Origin of the sequence: Actinomyces acetigenes (assembly GCF_031296635.1) — a bacterium.
In the GTDB taxonomy this organism is placed as follows: Bacteria; Actinomycetota; Actinomycetes; order Actinomycetales; family Actinomycetaceae; genus Actinomyces; species Actinomyces acetigenes.
Window position 1 is genome coordinate 78802 of sequence record NZ_JASPFC010000012.1, and the last position, 19427, is coordinate 98228.

16 protein-coding genes and 1 pseudogene are annotated in these 19427 nt (G+C 70.0%); 7 read left to right on the forward strand and 10 right to left on the reverse strand.

Translation table 11 applies throughout. The features are described from left to right. Positions 1-64: 64 nt before the first annotated feature. Positions 65-1933: an alpha-glucosidase gene (locus RIV14_RS06685; RefSeq protein ID WP_075372672.1), complete on the reverse strand. Its 1869-nt coding sequence runs from the start codon at positions 1931-1933 to the stop codon at positions 65-67. Positions 1934-2167: 234 nt separating this feature from the next. Here RIV14_RS06685 and RIV14_RS06690 point away from each other — a divergent pair, with 234 nt between their 5' ends. The 3 genes from RIV14_RS06690 to RIV14_RS06700 all read left to right on the forward strand — a co-directional run bounded on the left by RIV14_RS06690 (position 2168) and on the right by RIV14_RS06700 (position 6157). Beyond that, positions 2168-4696: a glycoside hydrolase family 31 protein gene (locus RIV14_RS06690; RefSeq protein WP_075372673.1), complete on the forward strand. Its 2529-nt coding sequence runs from the start codon at positions 2168-2170 to the stop codon at positions 4694-4696. A 79-nt stretch (positions 4697-4775) separates the two neighbouring features. Beyond that, the gene (locus tag RIV14_RS06695) at positions 4776-5441 is read left to right on the forward strand and encodes a sugar O-acetyltransferase (RefSeq protein WP_075372674.1); all 666 of its coding nucleotides are present in this window, start codon (positions 4776-4778) and stop codon (positions 5439-5441) included. After that, the gene (locus RIV14_RS06700) at positions 5438-6157 is read left to right on the forward strand and encodes a nitroreductase (RefSeq protein ID WP_075372675.1); all 720 of its coding nucleotides are present in this window, start codon (positions 5438-5440) and stop codon (positions 6155-6157) included. The genes RIV14_RS06695 and RIV14_RS06700 overlap by 4 nt, the downstream gene beginning before the upstream one ends. A gap of 148 nt (positions 6158-6305) precedes the next feature. Here the strand turns inward: RIV14_RS06700 and RIV14_RS06705 are convergent, their stop codons facing one another. Beyond that, positions 6306-7301, reverse strand: coding sequence for a CPBP family intramembrane glutamic endopeptidase (locus tag RIV14_RS06705; protein WP_075372676.1), 996 nt, complete (start codon positions 7299-7301; stop codon positions 6306-6308). Positions 7302-7416: 115 nt separating this feature from the next. Next, entirely contained in the window at positions 7417-10329 is a 2913-nt protein-coding gene (locus RIV14_RS06710) for a UvrD-helicase domain-containing protein (RefSeq protein ID WP_075372677.1), read from the reverse strand. A 113-nt stretch (positions 10330-10442) separates the two neighbouring features. Between RIV14_RS06710 and RIV14_RS06715 the strand changes: the two genes are divergently transcribed. The 4 genes from RIV14_RS06715 to RIV14_RS06730 all read left to right on the forward strand — a co-directional run bounded on the left by RIV14_RS06715 (position 10443) and on the right by RIV14_RS06730 (position 13627). After that, positions 10443-11078 carry a DJ-1/PfpI family protein gene (locus RIV14_RS06715; protein ID WP_075372678.1) on the forward strand — a complete coding sequence of 212 codons (636 nt, stop codon included), beginning with the start codon at positions 10443-10445 and terminating at the stop codon, positions 11076-11078. A gap of 232 nt (positions 11079-11310) precedes the next feature. Further along, on the forward strand, positions 11311-12306 hold the full coding sequence (locus RIV14_RS06720; RefSeq protein ID WP_075372679.1) for an NADP-dependent oxidoreductase: 996 nt from the start codon (positions 11311-11313) through the stop codon (positions 12304-12306). A gap of 35 nt (positions 12307-12341) precedes the next feature. Beyond that, on the forward strand, positions 12342-12806 hold the full coding sequence (locus RIV14_RS06725; protein ID WP_178387874.1) for a MarR family winged helix-turn-helix transcriptional regulator: 465 nt from the start codon (positions 12342-12344) through the stop codon (positions 12804-12806). 110 nt (positions 12807-12916) lie between these two features. Beyond that, entirely contained in the window at positions 12917-13627 is a 711-nt protein-coding gene (locus tag RIV14_RS06730) for a helix-turn-helix transcriptional regulator (RefSeq protein ID WP_075372680.1), read from the forward strand. Here the strand turns inward: RIV14_RS06730 and RIV14_RS06735 are convergent. The 7 genes and pseudogenes from RIV14_RS06735 to RIV14_RS06765 form a co-directional block, all read right to left on the reverse strand. Continuing rightward, the gene (locus tag RIV14_RS06735; protein ID WP_021604930.1) at positions 13564-13956 is read right to left on the reverse strand and encodes a VOC family protein; all 393 of its coding nucleotides are present in this window, start codon (positions 13954-13956) and stop codon (positions 13564-13566) included. The genes RIV14_RS06730 and RIV14_RS06735 overlap by 64 nt on opposite strands. A gap of 220 nt (positions 13957-14176) precedes the next feature. After that, a complete protein-coding gene (gene prmC, locus RIV14_RS06740; protein WP_075372681.1) occupies positions 14177-15073 on the reverse strand; it encodes a peptide chain release factor N(5)-glutamine methyltransferase in 897 nt (298 codons plus the stop codon). After that, positions 15063-16157, reverse strand: coding sequence for a peptide chain release factor 1 (gene prfA / locus RIV14_RS06745; protein ID WP_075372682.1), 1095 nt, complete (start codon positions 16155-16157; stop codon positions 15063-15065). Before prfA ends, prmC begins: the two co-directional genes overlap by 11 nt. A 119-nt stretch (positions 16158-16276) precedes the next feature. Continuing rightward, the gene (rpmE, locus tag RIV14_RS06750) at positions 16277-16489 is read right to left on the reverse strand and encodes a 50S ribosomal protein L31 (protein ID WP_003782958.1); all 213 of its coding nucleotides are present in this window, start codon (positions 16487-16489) and stop codon (positions 16277-16279) included. A gap of 140 nt (positions 16490-16629) precedes the next feature. After that, complete coding sequence (rho, locus tag RIV14_RS06755; protein WP_075372683.1) at positions 16630-18735, reverse strand: transcription termination factor Rho; 2106 nt, start codon at positions 18733-18735, stop codon at positions 16630-16632. Between the two features lie 357 nt (positions 18736-19092). Continuing rightward, positions 19093-19227: pseudogene (locus RIV14_RS06760) on the reverse strand (FMN reductase); the annotation flags it as partial. Further along, positions 19215-19382, reverse strand: a complete 168-nt coding sequence (locus RIV14_RS06765) for an LLM class flavin-dependent oxidoreductase (RefSeq protein WP_343284158.1) — start codon at positions 19380-19382, stop codon at positions 19215-19217. The gene RIV14_RS06765 and the pseudogene RIV14_RS06760, both read right to left, overlap by 13 nt. Positions 19383-19427 lie beyond the last annotated feature (45 nt).

Consider the following 19427-nt stretch of genomic DNA (forward strand, 5'->3'; position numbering starts at 1 on the left):
AACGACCGGCCAGCCAGCACTATTCCAGTTGGGCCGTCGGGCGGGCATAGCGCGCCCCACCTCCTCAGGCCCGACGGCGCAGCAGCACCGAGTCCCATCCCGGTAGCGCCTCCGGCAGGCCCGCGTGAGCCGAACCGGGCTGGACGTCCGGGTCGGCGGCGCGCAGCACCTGCTCGGCAGCATCCCACTGCCCTGGCTCCAGGCCCTCGGCCGTAAGCGCCGCCAGCAGGCCGCCCTGCCCGGTCAGGGGCAGGTCCTCGCGGGCGCACTGGGCGATGAGCAGCAGCTGCTCGATGCCCCCGCCCTGTGCCTCGGGGGCACACCACTGGCGCAGGATGACCCAGGCGGTGGGGTGGTCGGCCACCAGGAGCCGGAAGGTCCCCAGGGCGAGGGCGTCGTCGTCGTGCCGCAGGGCGATGAGGCGACGGTAGTGCTCGAAGACGCTGCCGGGTACTCCCACCTGGGCGGCGGCGTTGACGGTGCCGTAGTCGGGGGCCAGGGCGATCCAGGGCTCGCCGGTGGTGAACCCGGCCTTCTCGCTGCTGTCCCAGTGGACGGGGGTGCGGGCGTTGTCCCGGGAGACGGGGGCGATGCCGGCCAGGACGGCGGCCGGGTCGTCGCCGGCGCGCACACGCTCGTGGAAGTGGTTGACGGACTCCAGGTCCCGGTAGTCCTCGATGCCACGGAAGACCGTGTTGGCCATGCCCAGCTCCTCCCCCTGGTAGATGTAGGGGGTGCCGCGGTGGGTGTGGAGGATCGTGGCGAGGGTCTTGGCCGAGCGGACGCGCCAGGCGGGGTCGTCGTCGCCGAAGCGGGAGACGGCGCGGGGCTGGTCGTGGTTGTCCCAGTAGGCGGAGTTCCATCCCTTCTCCGCGCTCACGGCGCCGGTGGGGGTCGTGGCGGGGGCGAGGGCGGCCTGCCAGTGGGCCAGGTTCTGCTTGAGGGTGACGAGGTCGAGGGGCTGAGGGTCGAACTTGCCGCCGGGTCCGTCGGTGAGGCTGACGTGCTCGAACTGGAAGACCATGTCGAGCTCGCCTCGGGCGGGGTCGGTGTAGAGGGCGGCCTCGGCGCTCGTGGCCCCGGGCATCTCCCCGACGGTGAGGATGTGGCCGGGTCGGGGTGCGAGGACCTGCTGGTTCATCTCGTGCAGGAACTCGTGGATACGGGGCCCGTTGGCGACGGCGGCGAAGGCGTTGCCGTAGAGGTCGCCCTCGCCCTGGGGCGCGTCAGTGAGCGGGTAGGTCTTGGAGATGAAGTTGATGACGTCCATGCGGAAGCCGTCGACGCCGCGGTCCAGCCACCAGGTCATCATCTCGTGGATGGCGCGACGCACCTGCGGGTTCTCCCAGTTGAGGTCGGGCTGCTTGGGTGAAAAGAGGTGCAGGTAGAACTCCTGGGTGTCCTCGTCCCAGGCCCAGGCCGACCCGGAGAAGGCCGACCCCCAGTTGGTGGGCTCGGTTCCCGGCTGCCCGGGGGCGAGCCCATCGACCTGCCGGGCGGGACGCCAGATGTACCAGTCGCGCTTGGGGTCGTCCTTCGAGGAGCGGCTGGCGGTGAACCAGGGGTGCTCATCGCTGGTGTGGTTGACGACGAGGTCCATGACCAGGCGCATGCCGCGGCAGTGGAGTCCCTCGATGAGGGCGTCGAGGTCGGCCAGGGAGCCGAAGAGGGGGTCGATGTCCTGGTAGTCGGAGATGTCGTAGCCGTTGTCGTCCTGAGGGGAGCGGTAGACGGGGCTGAGCCACGCGACGTCGACGCCCAGCTCGTCGAGGTGACCCAGGCGGCTGGTCAGGCCGGGGATGTCGCCGATCCCGTCACCGTCGGAGTCGGCGAAGGAGCGGGGATAGACCTGGTAGACGACGGCGCGGCGCCACCAGTCCGGATCGTCGCCGACGTGGCGGGCGGAGACAACGAGGGGTACGGGAGAGGCCACGGGTGACTTCCTTCCAACCGACCAGAGGGGATGCGAGGTAAGCGGGGCGGGCCGGGTGCGTGAGGGCCTGCCCCCTGCTTCGCCGCCAGGGCCGACGGGGCCTTGCGGGACGGTACCGATTGTGTCAGAACACGCCGCGGTCCAGGGCCGATTAAGATGAGCTCTCGCGTCTCATTCAGGGCGCCGCCTCTCCCGTCGCTGCCTGCGACGATCCCAGTTGTGAAAGGCCGACTGTTGGTTTCTCCTCTCCGCGATGCCCCTGACACTCCGCGTCCGGCCGCTGCCCGCCCTGAGGGGGTGGTCGCGGGGGACTTGCCGGAGGAGTCCCGCTACCGGTTCACGGTGCTCACTTCTCGGCTCATCCGCATGGAGCACTCCCCCACGGGCGTCTTCACCGACGCCGCCACCCAGCTGGTCGTCAACCGCGACCTGGGCCAGACGCCGTCGTTCCGGGTGGTGCGCGGCCAGGACCGTCTGGAGATCATCACCGAGCACCTGCACCTGACCCATGTGCCCTCCCTGGGGTTCTCCCCCTCCGGGCTCAGCGTCAGGCTGCGCTCGACGGCGCTGCATGCCCACGGCGGCACCTGGCACCACGGCGACGTGTGGGATCCGGCCGAGACCTTCCCGACGAACCTGGGCGGCACCACCCGCACCCTTGATGAGGCCGACGGCGCCGTCGCCCTCGGCCCGGGCCTGCTGAGCCTGAGCGGCATCACCGCCCTGGACGACTCGGCCTCGCTGCTGCTCACCCAGGACGAGTGGGTCCAGCCCCGCGAGCCCGGCAACCGCCTGGCCGACGGGGCGCAGGACCTCTACGTCTTCGGCTACGGCCAGGACTACCAGGAGGCGCTGCGGGACTTCTTCCGCCTCACCGGGCCCAGCCCCCTCATCCCGCGGGCGCTGCTGGGCAACTGGTGGAGCCGCTACCACCCCTACAGCAGCCAGGAGTACCTGGCGCTCATGGACCGTTTCGCCGCCGAGGAGCTGCCCTTCTCCGTGGCCGTCATCGACATGGACTGGCACGTCACCGACATCGACCCGGCGATCGGCACGGGCTGGACCGGCTACACCTGGAACCGGGAGCTGTTCCCGGACCCTGCGGCCTTCCTGGCCGGCCTGCACGAGCGGGGCATGCTCACCACGCTCAACGTGCACCCGGCCCAAGGGGTGCGCCGCCACGAAGAGGCCTATGAGGAGGTCTGCGCCGACCTGGGTCTGGATGCGAGCACCGGGGAGGACGTGCCCTTCAACATCGCCGACCGGGACTTCGTGGGCTCCTACCTCTCGCGCCTCCACCACCCCCTGGAGGACGAGGGAGTGGACTTCTGGTGGCTGGACTGGCAGCAAGGCGGCTCCACGACGGTTCCCGGCCTGGATCCGCTGTGGATGCTCAACCACGTCCACTACCTCGACTCGGGCCGCGAGCGCCCTGCGGCCGGCGGTGGCGTGGAGCGGCGCCGCCCGGTGACCTTCTCGCGCTTCGCCGACGCCTCGAGCCACCGCACCCCGGTGGGCTTCTCCGGGGACACGATCATCAGCTGGGACTCTCTGCGCTTCCAGCCGAGGTTCACGGCCACGGCCGCCAACATCGGCTACTTCTGGTGGTCCAACGACATCGGCGGGCACATGCTGGGCGGCAGCGACGACGCGATGGCGGCCCGCTGGTTCCAGCTGGGCTGCTTCTCCCCCATCAACCGTCTGCACTCGTCAAACTCAGGCTTCACGTCCAAGGAGCCCTGGCGCTACTCGCGTGACGCCCGCGCCACGATGGAGGCTCACCTGCGGCTGCGTCACCGGCTGGTGCCCTACCTGTACACGTGGGCGCGCCGCTCGGCGAGTGAGGGCATCGCTCCGGTGCGCCCGGTCTACCACGACCACCCACGTGAGCTGGCCGCCTACGAGCACCGGGGCAGCTTCTACTTCGGGGACCTGCTGGTGGTGCCCTTCACCTGCCGACTCGATGAGACCACCGGCCTGGGGCGGGAGCTGACCTGGCTGCCCGACGGCGTCTGGTACGACCTGCCCACGGGTCGCCGCTATGAGGCCACGACCGGCGGGCGCGGGCGCATGCTGAGCCTGTCGCGCCCCCTGGACCGGATCGGGGTGCTGGCCCGGGCCGGCTCCGTGATCCCCCTGGCCGGGAACCTGACAGAGGCGGCCGGGGACAATCCGCGCGAGCTGGAGATCGTCGTCGTGCCCGGGGGCTCGGGGAGCTTCACCCTGGAGGAAGACGACGGCTCGGCCCAGCCCGGGGAGGACCGCATCGCCCGCACCCACATGGCGCTGACCTGGCCGGAGGACGAGGACGGCGCCGACGTGGTGCTGCGCATCCGCCTGGAGGGGGCGGCCGACGTCGTGCCGGCCTCGCGGCTGGTGACGGTGCGGCTCCTGGCCGGTCGGGTGACCGGCGCCTGGCTGGGGGTGGGTGAGCGGGCGCGCCGGCTGGCCACCGAGGAGGTCAGTAGGGACGGCTTCACCCTGGGGGCCGGGACGTTGGTGCACCTGGAGGAGCTGAGCCGCCAGGACCTCATCGACGGCGTCCAGCTGGTCCTTCGCGGTGCGGAGCACTCCCCGGCCGACTGGCGCAATGAGGTCCACACGATCCTGGACGCCGCGCGAGTGGAGTACATGGCCAAGGACCTGGCCTGGGACGCGGTGCAGCGGGGCCTGAGCGGAACCGCCCTGCTGGGTGAGCTCGAGGCCCTGGGCCTGCCGGAGACGCTGCGTGCGGCCGTGGCCGAGGTGCTCCCCCACTCCTGAACAGGCTCCGAGCACCGACTCCGGCGGGTCGGCTCGAACGGACCGAAGGGCGCATCCGGCCGCCGCTAGGCTGCTGGGTATGAGTGAGAGTCCCACCCCGCGCTTCCCGGAGGCCGAGCCCTACTTCGTCGGAGACGAGCGCACCAACCGCGAGCGCATGCTCGCCGGTGACTGGTACGTCTCCGACGACCCGGACAACGCCAGGATCGCCGCCCACGCCCGCACGATGCTCCACCGCTTCGAGCGGGCCTTCGCCGAGGGTGAGGAGGACTGCTGGGACCTGCTGCGCTCGGCGATCCCGAGGCTGGGTGACCAGGCTCGCCTGCTGCCGCCGGTGCGCGTGGACTACGGGGACAACATCACCGTGGGTGAGGGGACCTTCGTCAACTACGGGCTCGTGGCCCTCGACGTCGCCCGGATCAGTATCGGCGCGCACTGCCAGATCGGCCCGAACGTCCAGCTGCTCACGCCGGTGCACCCCCTGGAGCCGACGCCGCGCGCCTGCTCCCTGGAGGCGGCCGACCCCATCACGATCGGGGACAACGTGTGGCTGGGTGGCGGGGTCATCGTGTGCCCCGGCGTGACCATCGGGGACGACTGCGTCATCGGCGCGGGCTCGGTGGTCACCAAGGACGTTCCCGCCAGCAGCCTGGCGGTGGGCAACCCGGCCCGGGTCCTGCGTCAGCTGGACGACTCCACCTTCGGCCCACGCCATCAGCACCTGCCTCAGGAGACGCCGCAATGACCCCCGAGACCTTTTCCGAACTGGCCGCTTCCCGGCACTCCGTGCGGGACTTCCGGACCGATCCCGTACCGCCTGAGGTCATCGAGGAGATCCTGGAGGATGCCCGCCAGGCACCGAGCTGGTCGAACACGCGCCCCTTCATGGTGGCGCTGGCCACCGGTGAGCAGGCGGACCGTCTGCGGGCGGCCTACGTCAAGGAGTTCGATGCCACCCTGCCCGTCCAGCACAAGGAGCGCGGGGCGATGGCCCGCCTGGCTCTGAGCGGCAAGGCTCCCGACGGCGACTACCGGACCTGGGCGCCCTACCCCGCGGACCTGCTGCCCCACTCCCAGGCGGTCGGTGGCCGGCTGTACGCGCACATGGGTATCGCCCGCAAGGACCGCGAGGCCCGTGACGCGGCCGCCCGCCGCAACTGTGAGGCCTTCGGCGCCCCGGTCATCGGTTTCGTCCTGGTCCACAAGGGCCTCATGCCCTTCGCCGCGCTCGACGCCGGGATCATGCTGCAGACCCTGTTCCTGTCCGCCAAGGCCCACGGGGTCGACTCCTGCCCCCTGGGGGTCCTGGCCACCTGGCGCCGCCCCTTCGACGCCGAGTTCGAGGCGCCGTCGAACTACCGTCTCATCACGGGCTTCGCCCTGGGTTACGCCTCCGACGCCCCGGTCAACGACTTCCGGGCCGAGCGGCGCCCCGTGCGCCTGGTGCCGAGCCGCAGCTGATCCGGTTGCGGCCGGCTCACACCGTCACCGCCCGAGGTGCTCGACGTCGCGGTCGTACCTTAAGCCTCGCGTTCGAGGGGTAGAGGGTACCGACCGCGCGCCCTATGGTACGAACACAAGGTGCTCCGTCCTGGTTTCGTGACGGATCCTAGGCCGGCTGTGTGCCGTCCAGTGCGGCCTGAGGCGGGCGGCGCCAGCAGGGTGGGACAACGAGCCCGCGCCGACGGACCGCCAGCAGCATGGCCAGACCGGCTGCCGTGCACAGCACAACCGCGACGACGGAGCCCTCGATCCCCATGGCACCACCGGTGAGCAGGTCGGGGCCGGTGAAGCGGGCCTCGATGAGTCCGCGTCCTGACCCGGTGCCGGAGATGTCGGAGCCGAAGATGCCGCCCTGGACGAAGTTCCAGGCGGCGTGCACCCCGATCGCCAGCCACAGGCGCCGGGTGAGCAGGTAGCAGGCGCCCAGCAGGATCCCGGCCTCCAACGCGATCGCGACCGCACCGAAGACGGTGGCTTGAGGGTTGCCGAGGTGGGCGGCACCGAAGAACGCCGCGGTGATGGCCAGCGCCCACCAGGTCCCCACCCACCCTTCGATGAGGCGCAGCATGACACCTCTGACGAGGATCTCCTCGGTGAATCCGGCGACGATGCCGGCTTGGAGGCCGGCGAGGATCCCCGTGCTCCAGCCGACGTCCACCACGTGATAGGAACCGAGCAGGGCCAGGACCGCGATGACGGCGCACATGAGCAGCGCTCCCATGGCCAGGCCGACCAGGAGCTCGCGCAGTGCCGCCCCGCGCCCGCCCAGCTCAATGACGGGCCGGCCACCGACGAAGCGCACCAGCAGCCAGTACCCGAGCAGGGTCAGGGGCACGGCACTGATCGCGATGATGAACGCGGCACCCGGCCTGGCTGCCGCCCCGCCCCCGTGTCGCACGAGTCCAGTCGCCGCCGCCACCAGCCCGACGATCATCTGAGCGCCGAGGACGACCAGGATCCCCAGAAGGAGCTGGAGCCAGCCGAGGCGCTCCGCCTTTCGCGCAGGGATGCGCCACTGGGGACTGACCGGGACGAGCCGGTCCAGAAGGCGAGAGGCCCGAGGCGCTACCGATGACGCTGGAGAGGAGGCCGGGGTGTTCATGACCCCAGTGTTCCCGGTCTGCCGGTCTCCGTACCTCCCCCGCCAGGAGGAACCGGCGCCCACTGATCTCAGCACGGTGTCCGATACCGCGGGAGGTGGGCGAAGGATGGATCCGTCAGATTTTGGCGACGGGGGCGTAGCGCAGGATGAGGCGCTTGGTGGTGGGGGCGCCGTCGATGACGAACTCGACGCGGGCGGTCAGGGACCGCCCCTTGCCCTCCAGGCCGACGACGGTGCCCACCCCGTAGGAGTCGTGGCGCACCTGGTCGCCGGTTCTCAGCCCGGCGACGGCTGCGGGCAGGTCCTGTGAGGCGGCGGCGCCGGCCGGTGAGGGGGCGCTCTGCTTGCCGCGGGCCTCGAGGCGGGCGGAGGCGCGCTTGGCGGCCCGGTCCTGGGCGGTCTCCACGCGCCCCAGCTTGCCCGAGCGCTTGGTGCCTGCGCCCACGGGCGGGGCGAAGTCATCGTCGTCGGAGTAGGCGCTCTGCCGGGAGGCGCCCGAGCGCCGTCCGCCCGAGCCGAAGCCGCCCTCGCCCCAGCTGCTGCCCCAGCCGGTGCCGCCGCCGCGCAGCGCCTCCATGGAGGAGGCCAGGCGCTTCCAGTCGATGGTCTCGGCCGGAACGTCGTCGAGGAAGCGGGAGGCGGGCATGGCGTTGGCGGCTCCCCAGGCCGAGCGCACGGCGGCGCGGGTGAGGTAGAGGCGCTCGCGGGCGCGGGTGAGGGCCACGTAGGCCAGGCGCCGTTCCTCGGCGAGCTCGGTCTCCTCGGTCAGGGAGCGGGCGTGGGGGAAGGTGCCGTCCTCCATGCCGGTGACGAAGACGACCGGGAACTCCAGGCCCTTGGCGGTGTGGACGGTCATGAGGGTGATCTGGCCCTGTTCCTCGGCCTGCCGGGCGTCCTCGTCCTCCAGGTCGGCGCTGGGCGGGAGCTGGTCGGAGTCGGCCACGAGTGAGACGCGTTCGAGGAAGTCAGCCAGGGTGCCGTCGGGGTTGGCGGCCTGGAAGTCGCTGGCCACGGAGTGCAGCTCGGCGAGGTTCTCCACGCGGGTGGCGTCCTGGGGGTCGTCGCTGGCGCGCAGCTCGGCGAGGTAACCGGAGGCGTCCAGGGCGGAGTCGAGGACGTCGGCGACGCCGTCTCCGGCGGTGACCATGTGGCGCAGGGTGGTGAGCAGCTCGTGGAAGCCGCGCACCTGGTTGCGGGCCCGGGTGGTCAGGCCCTCGACCTCGGGCGGCTCGCCGGCCCCTGCGGTGGAGGGGGCCTGCCCGCCGGTCTCCTCGGTCTCGCCTGTCTGAGCCTCGCGGGGGGCTCCGGCGGCGTCGGCGACGGCTTGCCCGAAGGAGACGGCGTAGCGGGCGGCGTGCTCGGCCAGGGCGCCCTCGGCCTTGTCACCCAGGCCTCGTTTGGGGACGTTGAGGATGCGGCGCAGGTTGACGTCGTCGTCAGGGTTGTCGACGGCGCGCAGGTAGGCGATGGCGTCCTTGATCTCACGGCGGTCGTAGAAGCGGGTGCCGCCGATGACCTTGTAGGGCTGTCCGGCGCGCATGAAGGCCTCTTCAAGGGCGCGGGACTGGGCGTTGGTGCGGTAGAAGACGGCGACGTCGCGAGGGCGTACGCCGTGCTCGTCGGCCAGGCGGTCGACCTCCTGGCTGATCCAGCGGGCCTCGTCGTGCTCGGAGTCGGCGACGTAACCGGTGATGGGGGCGCCGTCGCCGGCGGCGGTCCACAGGTTCTTCTCGCGCCTGCCGCTGTTGCGGGAGATGACGGCGTTGGCGGCCGAGAGGATGTTCTGGGTGGAGCGGTAGTTCTGCTCCAGCAGGATGGTGCGCGCCGAGGGGTAGTCCTCCTCGAACTCTTCGATGTTGCGGATGGTGGCGCCGCGGAAGGCGTAGATGGACTGGTCGGAGTCACCGACGACGGTCAGCTCCCCCGGGGGCAGGGCCGAGCCGGTCCCGGAGGTGCCGGGCCCGCCGACCAGCTCGCGCACGAGGACGTACTGGGCGTGGTTGGTGTCCTGGTACTCGTCGACCAGGATGTGGCGGAAGCGGCGCCGGTACATCTCGGCCACGGCCGGGCGGGTCTGGAGCAGGGAGACGGTGCGCATGATGATGTCGTCGAAGTCCAGGGCGTTGGCGGCGCTCAGGCGCTGGGCGTAGGCGCGGTAGACCTCGGCCAGGTGGCGTTCGAGGGGGTTGGAGGTGACGGCGCGCTCGGCGAACTGGGCCGGGGTGATGAGCTCGTTCTTGAGGTCGGAGATGCGGTGGGCGAAGGTCTTGGGGGTGAAGCGCTTGGGGTCGATGCCCAGCTCGCGCACGATGAGGGTGATGAGGCGGGTGGAGTCGGCGGCGTCGTAGATGGAGAAGGTGGAGCGCAGGCCGGCGGCCTCGTGCTCGCGGCGCAGGATGCGCACGCAGGCGGAGTGGAAGGTGGAGACCCACATGCGTTCGCCGGCGGGCCCGACCAGGGCGGTGACGCGTTCGCGCATCTCGGCGGCGGCCTTGTTGGTGAAGGTGATGGCCAGGATCTCGCCGGGGCGGGCGCGGCCGGTGGCGATGAGGTGGGCGATGCGGTGGGTCAGGACCCGGGTCTTGCCCGATCCGGCCCCGGCGATAATGAGCAGGGGGGCGCCGGCGTGGGTGACGGCGGCCTCCTGGGCGGGGTTGAGGCCGGAGAGCAGCTCGGCCGGGTCTGAGACCGTCACCCCCCAGGGCCGGCCGGAGGGCCGCCCCGCGGGCGCGGTGCCGTCGGCTCGGGCGCGGGCCGCGGCGGCATTGGCCTGGGCGCGGGCGACCAGGGCGGAGACCTCGTCCTGGCGCTCCTCCCAGGTGGGGGCTGCGGCGGACTCGTCCTCGGGGGGCGGGGCGTCCTCGGGGCCCCAGTCCTCCTCCGGGGCCTCGACGTCGGCCCAGGAGTCGTCGTCGAAGGAGCCTGCGGCGGGGATGAGGGCGGGCAACGCAGCCTCGGGCGGCGGGGTGGCCGCACCGCCGGAGCCGGGCATGGGCAGGGCGCCGAAGAGGGAGTTCATCGCGTTCATCGTGAGGCCAAGCCTAGGCCAGGGCACCGACACGTTCCGCTTTCCCCGCCGCACCGCCGGCCTTCACAGTACGTTGTGAACAGGTTGCGAAAGCCGCTGAGAGAGGAACCGAGATACGCACCATCGTCTTGTACACGACCGAGACCATGGCGGACTGGGAGTACGCCTACCTCACCACTCAGGTCGCGGGCGCGGAGCAGCTCAAGCCCGGGCGCTTTCGGCTGCTGCTTGTGGGCGACGGGCTGGAGCCGGTGCGCACGCTCGGGAACCTGCCGCTGACGCCTGAGGCCGACCTCGACGCCCTGAATGCGCTGGCCGACGATGGTTCGCTCGCGGCCCTGGTCATCCCTGGAGGGGACCACTACGCGGCCGGATACGAGCGGCTCATCGAAACCGTAGGCCGCCTCGTGGATCAGGAGATTCCGGTGGCGGCCATCTGCGGTGCCACGCTTCTGCTGGCCCGCGGTGGTTTCCTGGACGCGCGCCTCCACACCTCGAATGCCGCCTCCTACCTGGAGGCCAGTGGGTACCGCGGCGGCACCCACTACGTGGAGGCGCCGGTGGTGACTGACCGGGGTGTCACCACGGCCTCAGGCATTCACGCGGTTCCCTTCACTGCGGAGGTCATGCGGATTACCGGGCTCATGCCCGATGCGATGGCCGACGCCTGGGAGCAGGTCTTCCTCAACGCCGGGGAGAAGGACTACATGGCGCTCATGGAGGCGACCGCCGCCTGGCAGAACAGCTGAGAGGACACGGGTCAGCGCCTGCCTCCACAGGACAACGAGTCACTACGACACACCCCTGGCATCAGCGGCAAGCTGCGGCCGCTCGACTGAGCAACCTCTCCCCGAAGGGACCACAGAGCCCGCCCAAGGACACTTCCTTGCCCACCTAGTACGAATCTCGTACTATTCGTTCCACGTAGTTGTTCGAGATGAGCGCAGCATCTCGCCGTCGAGCGAGTCCGGGGAGGCTTCCATGGGTCGAGCGATCGAGTACCGCAGGTTCGGCGGACCAGAGGTCCTGGAGGAGGCCGAGCGCCCGGCGCAGGCACCCGGTGACGCAGAGGTACGCGTCGCGGTGCGCGCCGTCGGGCTCAATCCCCTCGACTTCAAGACCTTCGAAGGCGACCTGCGAGGGCTTGAACGGGTTCAGCACGTCATTCATCCTCGACGGTGGCTGGAGGGCGCATCCTCCCGTTTCCCCAGGGGCGTGGCCCGAGACTTCGCGGGAGTCATCGACGCAGTCGGTACCAACGTCACCGACCTCTCCGTGGGCGATGCCGTGCTGGGTACCTTGCGAAGTGCTCCCGGTCAGGCCGACACCCGCGGGGCACTCACCACCGAGCTGGTAGCGCCCGCCGACGGCGTCGTCAAGAAGCCGGCCCCGCTGTCCTTCACGCAGGCGGCCTGCCTGGGTGTGGCCTCGCAGACCGCGTGCGGCGCATTCAGGAAGCTGAACCTGCACGAGGGCGATGTCATTGTCATCAGTGCCGCCGCAGGCGGTGTGGGTTCGGTCGCCTCTCAACTCGCTGTAAGCCGAGGCGCGACCGTCATCGGAATCGCCGGCGCCCGCAATATGGACTACCTCCGCTCCTTGGGCACTATTCCGGTCACCTATGGTGACAATCTGACCAGCCGGGTTCGCGAAGCGGCTCCCTCACCTGTCACCAAGCTCCTGGACTGCTACGGCGGTACCTACGTACGACTTGGCCGCGATCTTGGGCTGACGGGCCGTTCCATTGGCACTCTGGTTCCTTCGCCCGCGGCGATCCTCAGGGGCGCGCAGTTCACCGGCTCACGACACAGTAACGGACGCCGCGACCTCGAGGAGGTGGCACAGCTGGTGGCGGACGACGCCATCAAGGTTGAGGTCGCCCACACCTATTCCTTCACAGTGGAGCAGATTCGCGCCGCCTACACCGAGCTGGCAAAGGGCCACGTCCGCGGCAAGCTCGTCATCGATCTATCCTGACACTCATCCATGTTCACCTCGATCAGGAGGGCCGCTTGGGCAGAGGGATTCACGATCAGCGTCTCATCCGGGCGTTGCGCACTTTGAATAGCGAGCTCGCCGCCAGCAACCGCGCTGTCGCTGCGAAAACTGGGCTCAACGACAGTGATCTTGCGGTACTCGACGCCCTGCACCGCGACGGTCCGCAGACCCCCACTGCCCTCGCCCGCAGAACCCGGATGGGGACGACAACGATGACGAGTGTGCTACGCCGGCTCACCCGCGATGGATGGGTTGAGCGTCGCCCCAGTGAGACGGACCTGCGATCCTTCACCATCCACGCCACAAGCGTTGATCGTCTTGCCGAGATATTCCTGCCCGCCAACCGGAGACTGACCGCCCTGGTAGACGGCTGGCCCGCGAGCCGGGTCGATCAGCTCATTGAGTTCTTGGAGGCCGCCACGACGGTGATCCACGAATCGGCAGAGCAGCTATCAACCAAGGACGGCGACAACTTCTGAGCTCGCTAATACTTCCCCACGCGCGTATACGCACAGTGCCGGATCCACTCTGACGGTCCATCCTCGACAGGTCTCTGGACTCGCATCGCTCACGGCTCCACGATAGAGAGGTGTACTCCGAGACGGTTCTGAGTGAGCAGCGCACGCTCTGGCAATCGACGGGCGACGCCGCCGCCACCATTCCCGCTGACGGATGCGTCGACCTCATCGTCCGCAGCGAGCAGGTACTCCTGTGCGGCCCGCAGACCCGTATCATCCACGCACCTGCCGACGACGTTGACCCCACCGTCGGTGTGAGGCTGGAAGCGGGTACCGCTCGCAAGGTCCTGCCCATAGCGCTCAGCGAGCTGAGAAACCGAGTAGTGGAGCTGCGCACCGCGTTGGGATCGGAGGCGGTTGCCTTGTACGACCTGATGATGCGAGCGAGCAACGCTTCCCGGCCCGATCTCGTGCTCTCTGAGCTGCTTGTCGACCAGGCGGAGCCGTGGGTGACGACGGCGCACCGACTCGCCCGGACCGGAGCGTCAGCCCGAGATGCCGCCCGGGCCCTGGACTGGTCGGAGCGCACGCTGCGCAGACGAATGCTGGAGACCTTCGGCTACGGGTACACCACTCTGGCACGCATCGAGCGTGCATCCCGAGCACGCTCGCTTCTCCAGCAGGGACTTTCACTGGCCGATGTGTCAGTGACTACGGGTTATGCGGATCAGTCACATATGACTCGTGAGTTCACGCGCTTGGTCGGGGCGACGCCGGCTCAGTTCTCCAAGGCCGCAAAGAGGTCGACGCTATTGCCGTCAGGATCGAGCACCGTGGCGTAGCGCTGCCCCCAGGGAGCATCCCATGGCTTGGTGCGGCCTTCGTATCCTGCTTCGACGAGCCTGGCATAGGTATCGTCCACGGCACTCGCCGTCCCCTGATCGAAGGCCAGCGCGATGCGGTGACCTCCCGACGGAGACTCATAACCAGGGTCGAGGCTGCGAATGAGATCGATGGTGTCCCACGCCAGAACGGTGCCGTCGTCGAGCCTGGTATCGACATGAGGCTCGTCGTTCCCTTCGGGGACGGGCGCTCCAAGCAGACGGTAGAAGGAGAGTGAGGCAGACATGTCGCGAGTCACGATGCCGATGAATCCAAGTCGTAGTGCCATAGCGGCACCCTAGGCCACCTACACCACCACGTCTTGAACAGAACGGCCACGACCTCCAGGCCCCTGAAGGACGAGCCCACACACGCTCAATCCGCGACACCTCAGTTCACCGAATGCGAGAGAGCATCACGCAGCCGAGTCAAGTACCCGCCGCGGTTGTGCTCGCACGGGCCTTCAGAACCACTGGGACTCTCAACGCCGTCGGCCCCGCCGGCGGGATTTACCGCACAGCGCGCAGATAGCGGTCGCGGCCGGTGAGGTCCTGGCCGGTTTCGGCCTGTTTGAAGCCGGCCCCGAGCGCGGCCGCGCGCAGCAGCGCCCCCTGCTCGTGGTCGTGCTCCATGACGAGCACCCCGCCGGTGCGCAGCAGCGCGACCGAGCGCACCAGGACGTCAATTGGAATCTCCAGCCCGTCAGGGCCCCCGCCGTAGAGCGCCACAGTGGGCTCGTGCTGGGCCGTCTCGGCGTCCTCCACAGCGCCGGCCGGAACGTAGGGCGGGTTGGAGACGACGACGTCGACCTGCCCGTTGAGGTCGTGAAGGACCAGCGGGTCGGTGGCGTCGGCGTGAATCACCTCGACCCGACCAGGCACCAGCCGCTCGCAGTTCTCGCGGGCCAGGGACGCGGCGGTCTCGCTGATCTCGACGGCGACCACCCGGGCACCCGGCACCTCCTTGGCGACGCAGGCCGCGATCGCGCCCGAGCCGGTGCACAGGTCTGCGGTCAGGACCACTCCCCCGCCGCCGTCCATCACCTCGCGGGCCGCCTCAATGGCGGCCCCGGCCACCACCTCGGTCTCCGGGCGCACGATGAACACGCCGGGACGGCTGATGAGCTCGGCGCCCCGCAGCCACATGCGGCCGATGATGTGCTGGAGGGGCTCACGGCACTCGCGACGCAGCACCAGCGCGTCATAGGCGGCCGGGAAGTCGCCGTCGGCGCCGTCGGCCAGCAGCAGGGCACGCCCCAACAGGTGCTCGGCCAGGATTCGGGCATCGACCTGCGGGCTGGTCACACCGGCCGCAGCCAGCCGACCTGCCGCCTGGCGCACCAGCGCCCGCAGCCCGTAGCGGTCCACCGCGCCCGCAGGCGCGCCGCCACACAACTCAGGAACCACTGCCCTCACCCACCTGGGATAATCGTTCAGCCTCGTCCATGGCGATGGCCGAGGCGATCACCGGGCCGAGATCACCGTCAAGAACGGCGTCAAGGTTGTAGGCCTTGAAGCCGGTGCGGTGGTCGGCGATCCGGTTCTCAGGGAAATTGTAGGTGCGGATGCGCTCGGAGCGGTCCACAGTGCGCACCTGACTGCGACGGGCCTGCGCCGCCTCGGCGGCGGCCGCCGCCGCACGCTCAGCCAGGAGCCGGGCCCGCAGGACCCGCATGGCCGCCTCCTTGTTCTGCAGCTGGGACTTCTCGTTCTGCATGGACACGACGATCCCCGTGGGCAGGTGCGTGATGCGCACGGCCGAGTCCGTGGTGTTGACGCTCTGGCCTCCCGGGCCCGAGGAGCGGAAGACGTCGATGCGCAGGTCGGCAGCGTCGATCTGGAGCTCACCGGGGTCATCGGCCTCCGGCATAACCAGGACGCCGGCCGCGGAGGTGTGGATGCGCCCCTGGGACTCGGTGACCGGGACACGCTGGACGCGGTGGACGCCACCCTCGTACTTCAGGTGCGCCCACACCCCGTCCTGGGGCTCCACGGGCCCGCGGGCCTTGATGGCCAGGCGCACGTCCTTGTAACCGCCCAGGTCCGAGTCGGTAGCGTCCAGGACCTCCACGGCCCACCCCTGCCGCTCGGCGTAGCGGGAGTACATGCGGGCCAGGTCGGAGGCGAACAGCGCCGACTCCTCACCGCCCTCACCGGCCTTGACCTCGATGATGACGTCGCGGGAGTCGTCGGGGTCCCGGGGCACGAGGACCTCGCGCAGGTGCTCCCCGGCAGCGGCCTCGGCGGCCTCCAGGGCCGGCACCTCGGCTGCGAAGTCCTCATCCTCCGCGGCCAGCTCGCGGGCGTCGGCCAGGTCGGCGCTGGCCGACTGCCAGGCCCGGTAGGCGGACACGACCCTGCCCAGCTCGGCGTAGCGGCGCCCCAGCCGTCGCATGGCACCTGGGTCAGCGGCCGCGGGCCCGGCCATCTCGGCCTCGATGTCCGCGTACTCGGCCAGGAGCGGCTCTGCGGCGGAGAAGTCCTCACTCATGGACTCGGGTTCCTTCACTGGCTAGGAGTCGTGCTGACGGGCACCAGCGGCACTCGTGCGATATGCAAACGACGCCGACGGCGACTCTGGGAGCCGGCCGCCGGCGTCGTGAGACGCGGCTACTTGCTGCGCTTGCCGTACCGGGCCTCGAAGCGGGCGACGCGGCCACCGGTGTCGAGGATCTTCTGCTTGCCGGTGTAGAATGGGTGGCAGGCCGAGCACACGTCCACGCGGATCTCACCGGAGGTGACGGTGGAGCGGGTCTCGAAGGTGTTGCCACAGGTGCACGTGACCGTGGTGGCCACGTAGTCGGGGTGGATGCCCTGCTTCATAGGTTTCTCCTTAAGCGTCAGAGGGTCCCGGGTCCCACGCGGGAGCGAGGGTGAACCGGAGGCCAGCAGCAGACTATGCCACCGGCCGCCGGGCCGTGCAACGGTTTTACCGCGTGAGACCGGGCACCTGGCCGGTTGCGTTACTCGTCCTCGCCGTCGGCCAGGGAGGTGCCGGCCGGGGTGGTCTTGGACAGCACCATGAGGAACTCGGCGTTGGACTGGGTGTCCTTGAGCTTGGAGAGCACCAGCTCGATGGCCTGCTGCTGCTCCAGCCCGGCGAAGAGGCGGCGCAGACGCCACATGATCTTGAGCTGGGCGGGGTCGATGAGCAGCTCCTCGCGACGGGTGCCGGAGGCCGCCACGTCCACGGCCGGGAAGATGCGCTTGTCGGCGAGCTGGCGCGACAGCCGCAGCTCCATGTTTCCGGTCCCCTTGAACTCCTCGAAGATGACCTCATCCATCTTGGAGCCGGTCTCCACCAGGGCCGTGGCCAGGATGGTCAGGCTGCCGCCGTTCTCCACGTTGCGGGCCGCCCCGAAGAAGCGCTTGGGCGGGTAGAGGGCGGAAGCGTCCACACCACCGGAGAGAATCCGACCGCTGGCCGGGGCCGCCAGGTTGTAGGCGCGCCCGAGCCGGGTGATGGAGTCCAGCAGCACGACGACGTCCTGGCCCAGCTCCACGAGACGCTTGGCGCGCTCGATGGCCAGCTCGGCCACGATCGTGTGGTCGGAGGCGGGGCGGTCGAAGGTGGAGGCGATGACCTCGCCCTTGACCGTGCGCTGCATGTCGGTGACCTCCTCAGGGCGCTCGTCGACGAGCACGACCATGAGGTGGGCCTCGGGGTTGTTGACGCTGATGGCGTTGGCGATCTGCTGCAGGACGATCGTCTTACCCGCCTTGGGCGGGGAGACGATGAGCCCGCGCTGCCCCTTGCCGATGGGCGAGACCAGGTCGATGATCCGCGGGGTGACGGCCTTGGGCGTGGTCTCCAGACGCAGCTGCTCCTGGGGGTAGAGGGGGGTGAGCTTGGCGAACTCGGGGCGGCGCTTGGAGCGCTCGGCGTCCATGCCGTTGATGGTCTCGACGCTGACCATCGGGTTGTACTTGACCCGGCCGGCCCGGTTCTGACGGCGGTTGTTGCGCCCGCCCTGGTGGGTCGGGGAGGACTCTCCGCCCTCACGGACCCAGCCGGTCACGGCGTCGCCGGCACGCAGCCCGTTGTCCTTGATGAGCTGGTTGGAGACGTAGACGTCCTTGGGGCCGGGCAGGTACCCGGAGGTGCGCAGGTAGGCGTGCTGGTTGTCGGTGACGTCCAGGATGCCGGCGACCGGCAGGAGGACCTCGTCCTCGCGCGGCTGGTTGCGGTGGCCGCGCCCCGCGGAGCCGTCCCGGCCCTCGCGGCCGGAGTCGCGGTCATCGCGGTCGAAGCGGTCGCGTCCGCGTTTGCGGCCCCGACGACGACGCCCCCCGCGCTCGTCGTCGTAGCCGTCGGAGTCATCGTTGCCGTCACGGCCCCGGCGCGAACGCTCCTGGGGCTCGACGACGGAGGTCCCGGTGGCGTCGGCCAGGTCCCGCATGAGAGCGGCCTTGGCGTCGGCGTGGTCCTCGGGCGAGTCGGTACGGGGCTCGCGCGAGGCGCGCTCCTGGTTCTCGGGGGCGCCGGCGGAGGCCTGGACGCGCCGGCGGCCACGGCGGAACTGGTCGCGCGAGGAGCGATCGCCCCGCTCAGAGCGGCCGTAGGAGTCGCGGTCGTCACCATCAGCGGTCTCGGAGCGCTCGGCGCGCTCACGCCACCGACTGCGTGCGGGGCGCTCCTCGTCACGGCCGGAGCTGCTGTCCGAGCCGCTGCCGGAGGGGCCGGAGCGATCGGGCAGTTCAAGGCCCAGGTCGAGGGCCGGCGCGGGCTGACGCTCCTCGGGGGCACCGGAGGCCGCGGTGGCACGGCGGCGGCGGGAGCCTCCTGAGGCGGCAGCCCGGGGCTGCTCGGGTGAGTCCTCACTGGCTGATGAGGTGGAGGCAGAGGAGTCGGCGGTGTCGGTCGCCCCGGCGTCGGGCGAGCTCTTCGACGCATTGTGGGAGTCGGGAGTGGAGGCGGAGGAGGAGCTGCGTGCCTGGCGGATGGCGGCGACGAGCTCACTCTTACGCATGCGGGAGGTGCCCGTGAGACCCATGGAGCTGGCGAGCGACTGAAGCTCGGCCAGACGCATGGTGGAAAGCGAGGGCTGGGCGCTGGAGGTCTCGGTCACGAGTGTCCTAACGGTGTGATGACGCTCCGAAGAAGGAGACGTTCAACTGGGGAGACTTCCCCGGAATCATTCACGGGGTGGGTCATGCACTGCCGGCTTCTGCTGAGACCTGGGCCTCAGGTCCGGGGCTGGTGCGGTCAGCGGCGTGGTGCGATCCGTGCGGCCGACGGCGTCAGCATAGCAGCCCATTCGCGCAGTGCCTAACGAAACACCGGCGAGTAACGTCGGGGATGCCACCGTTATTCCACCCACGACGGCCCTCGCCACGTCGACCCCATCGGGGTGATCAACTCGGGCTCACTCGAGTCGGCTTCACTCGGGTCGGCTCCTGTCCTCCAAGCTCTCGGGATCGCGCCTTCAGCGACCTGCGAGAAGCGCCCCCATGGGCGCGAAGTCGGCCAACGGGTCAACCGGCGCCTGGCACGGGAAGCGCTCCATGAGTGTGGCCAGCTCCCGCCCTGCCCTGGCCACGCGCTCGCTCAGGGGCCGGTGTTGCCTCGGCCCATCATGAGGTCGACGCGTCCGTCGGAAAGGTGCTGAAGGTAGGCGTACTCCTCAGCCAGACGCACTGGGTCGTTGGTGGTGACAAGAGTGGTCGCGGTGGTCAGGAGCAGCTTGTCCGTGCGTGCGGCGATGTTGGCCAGCAGGGTCGTGGGTGACGACGGCGCGAAGGGAGGGTTGTGGTGCTCCCC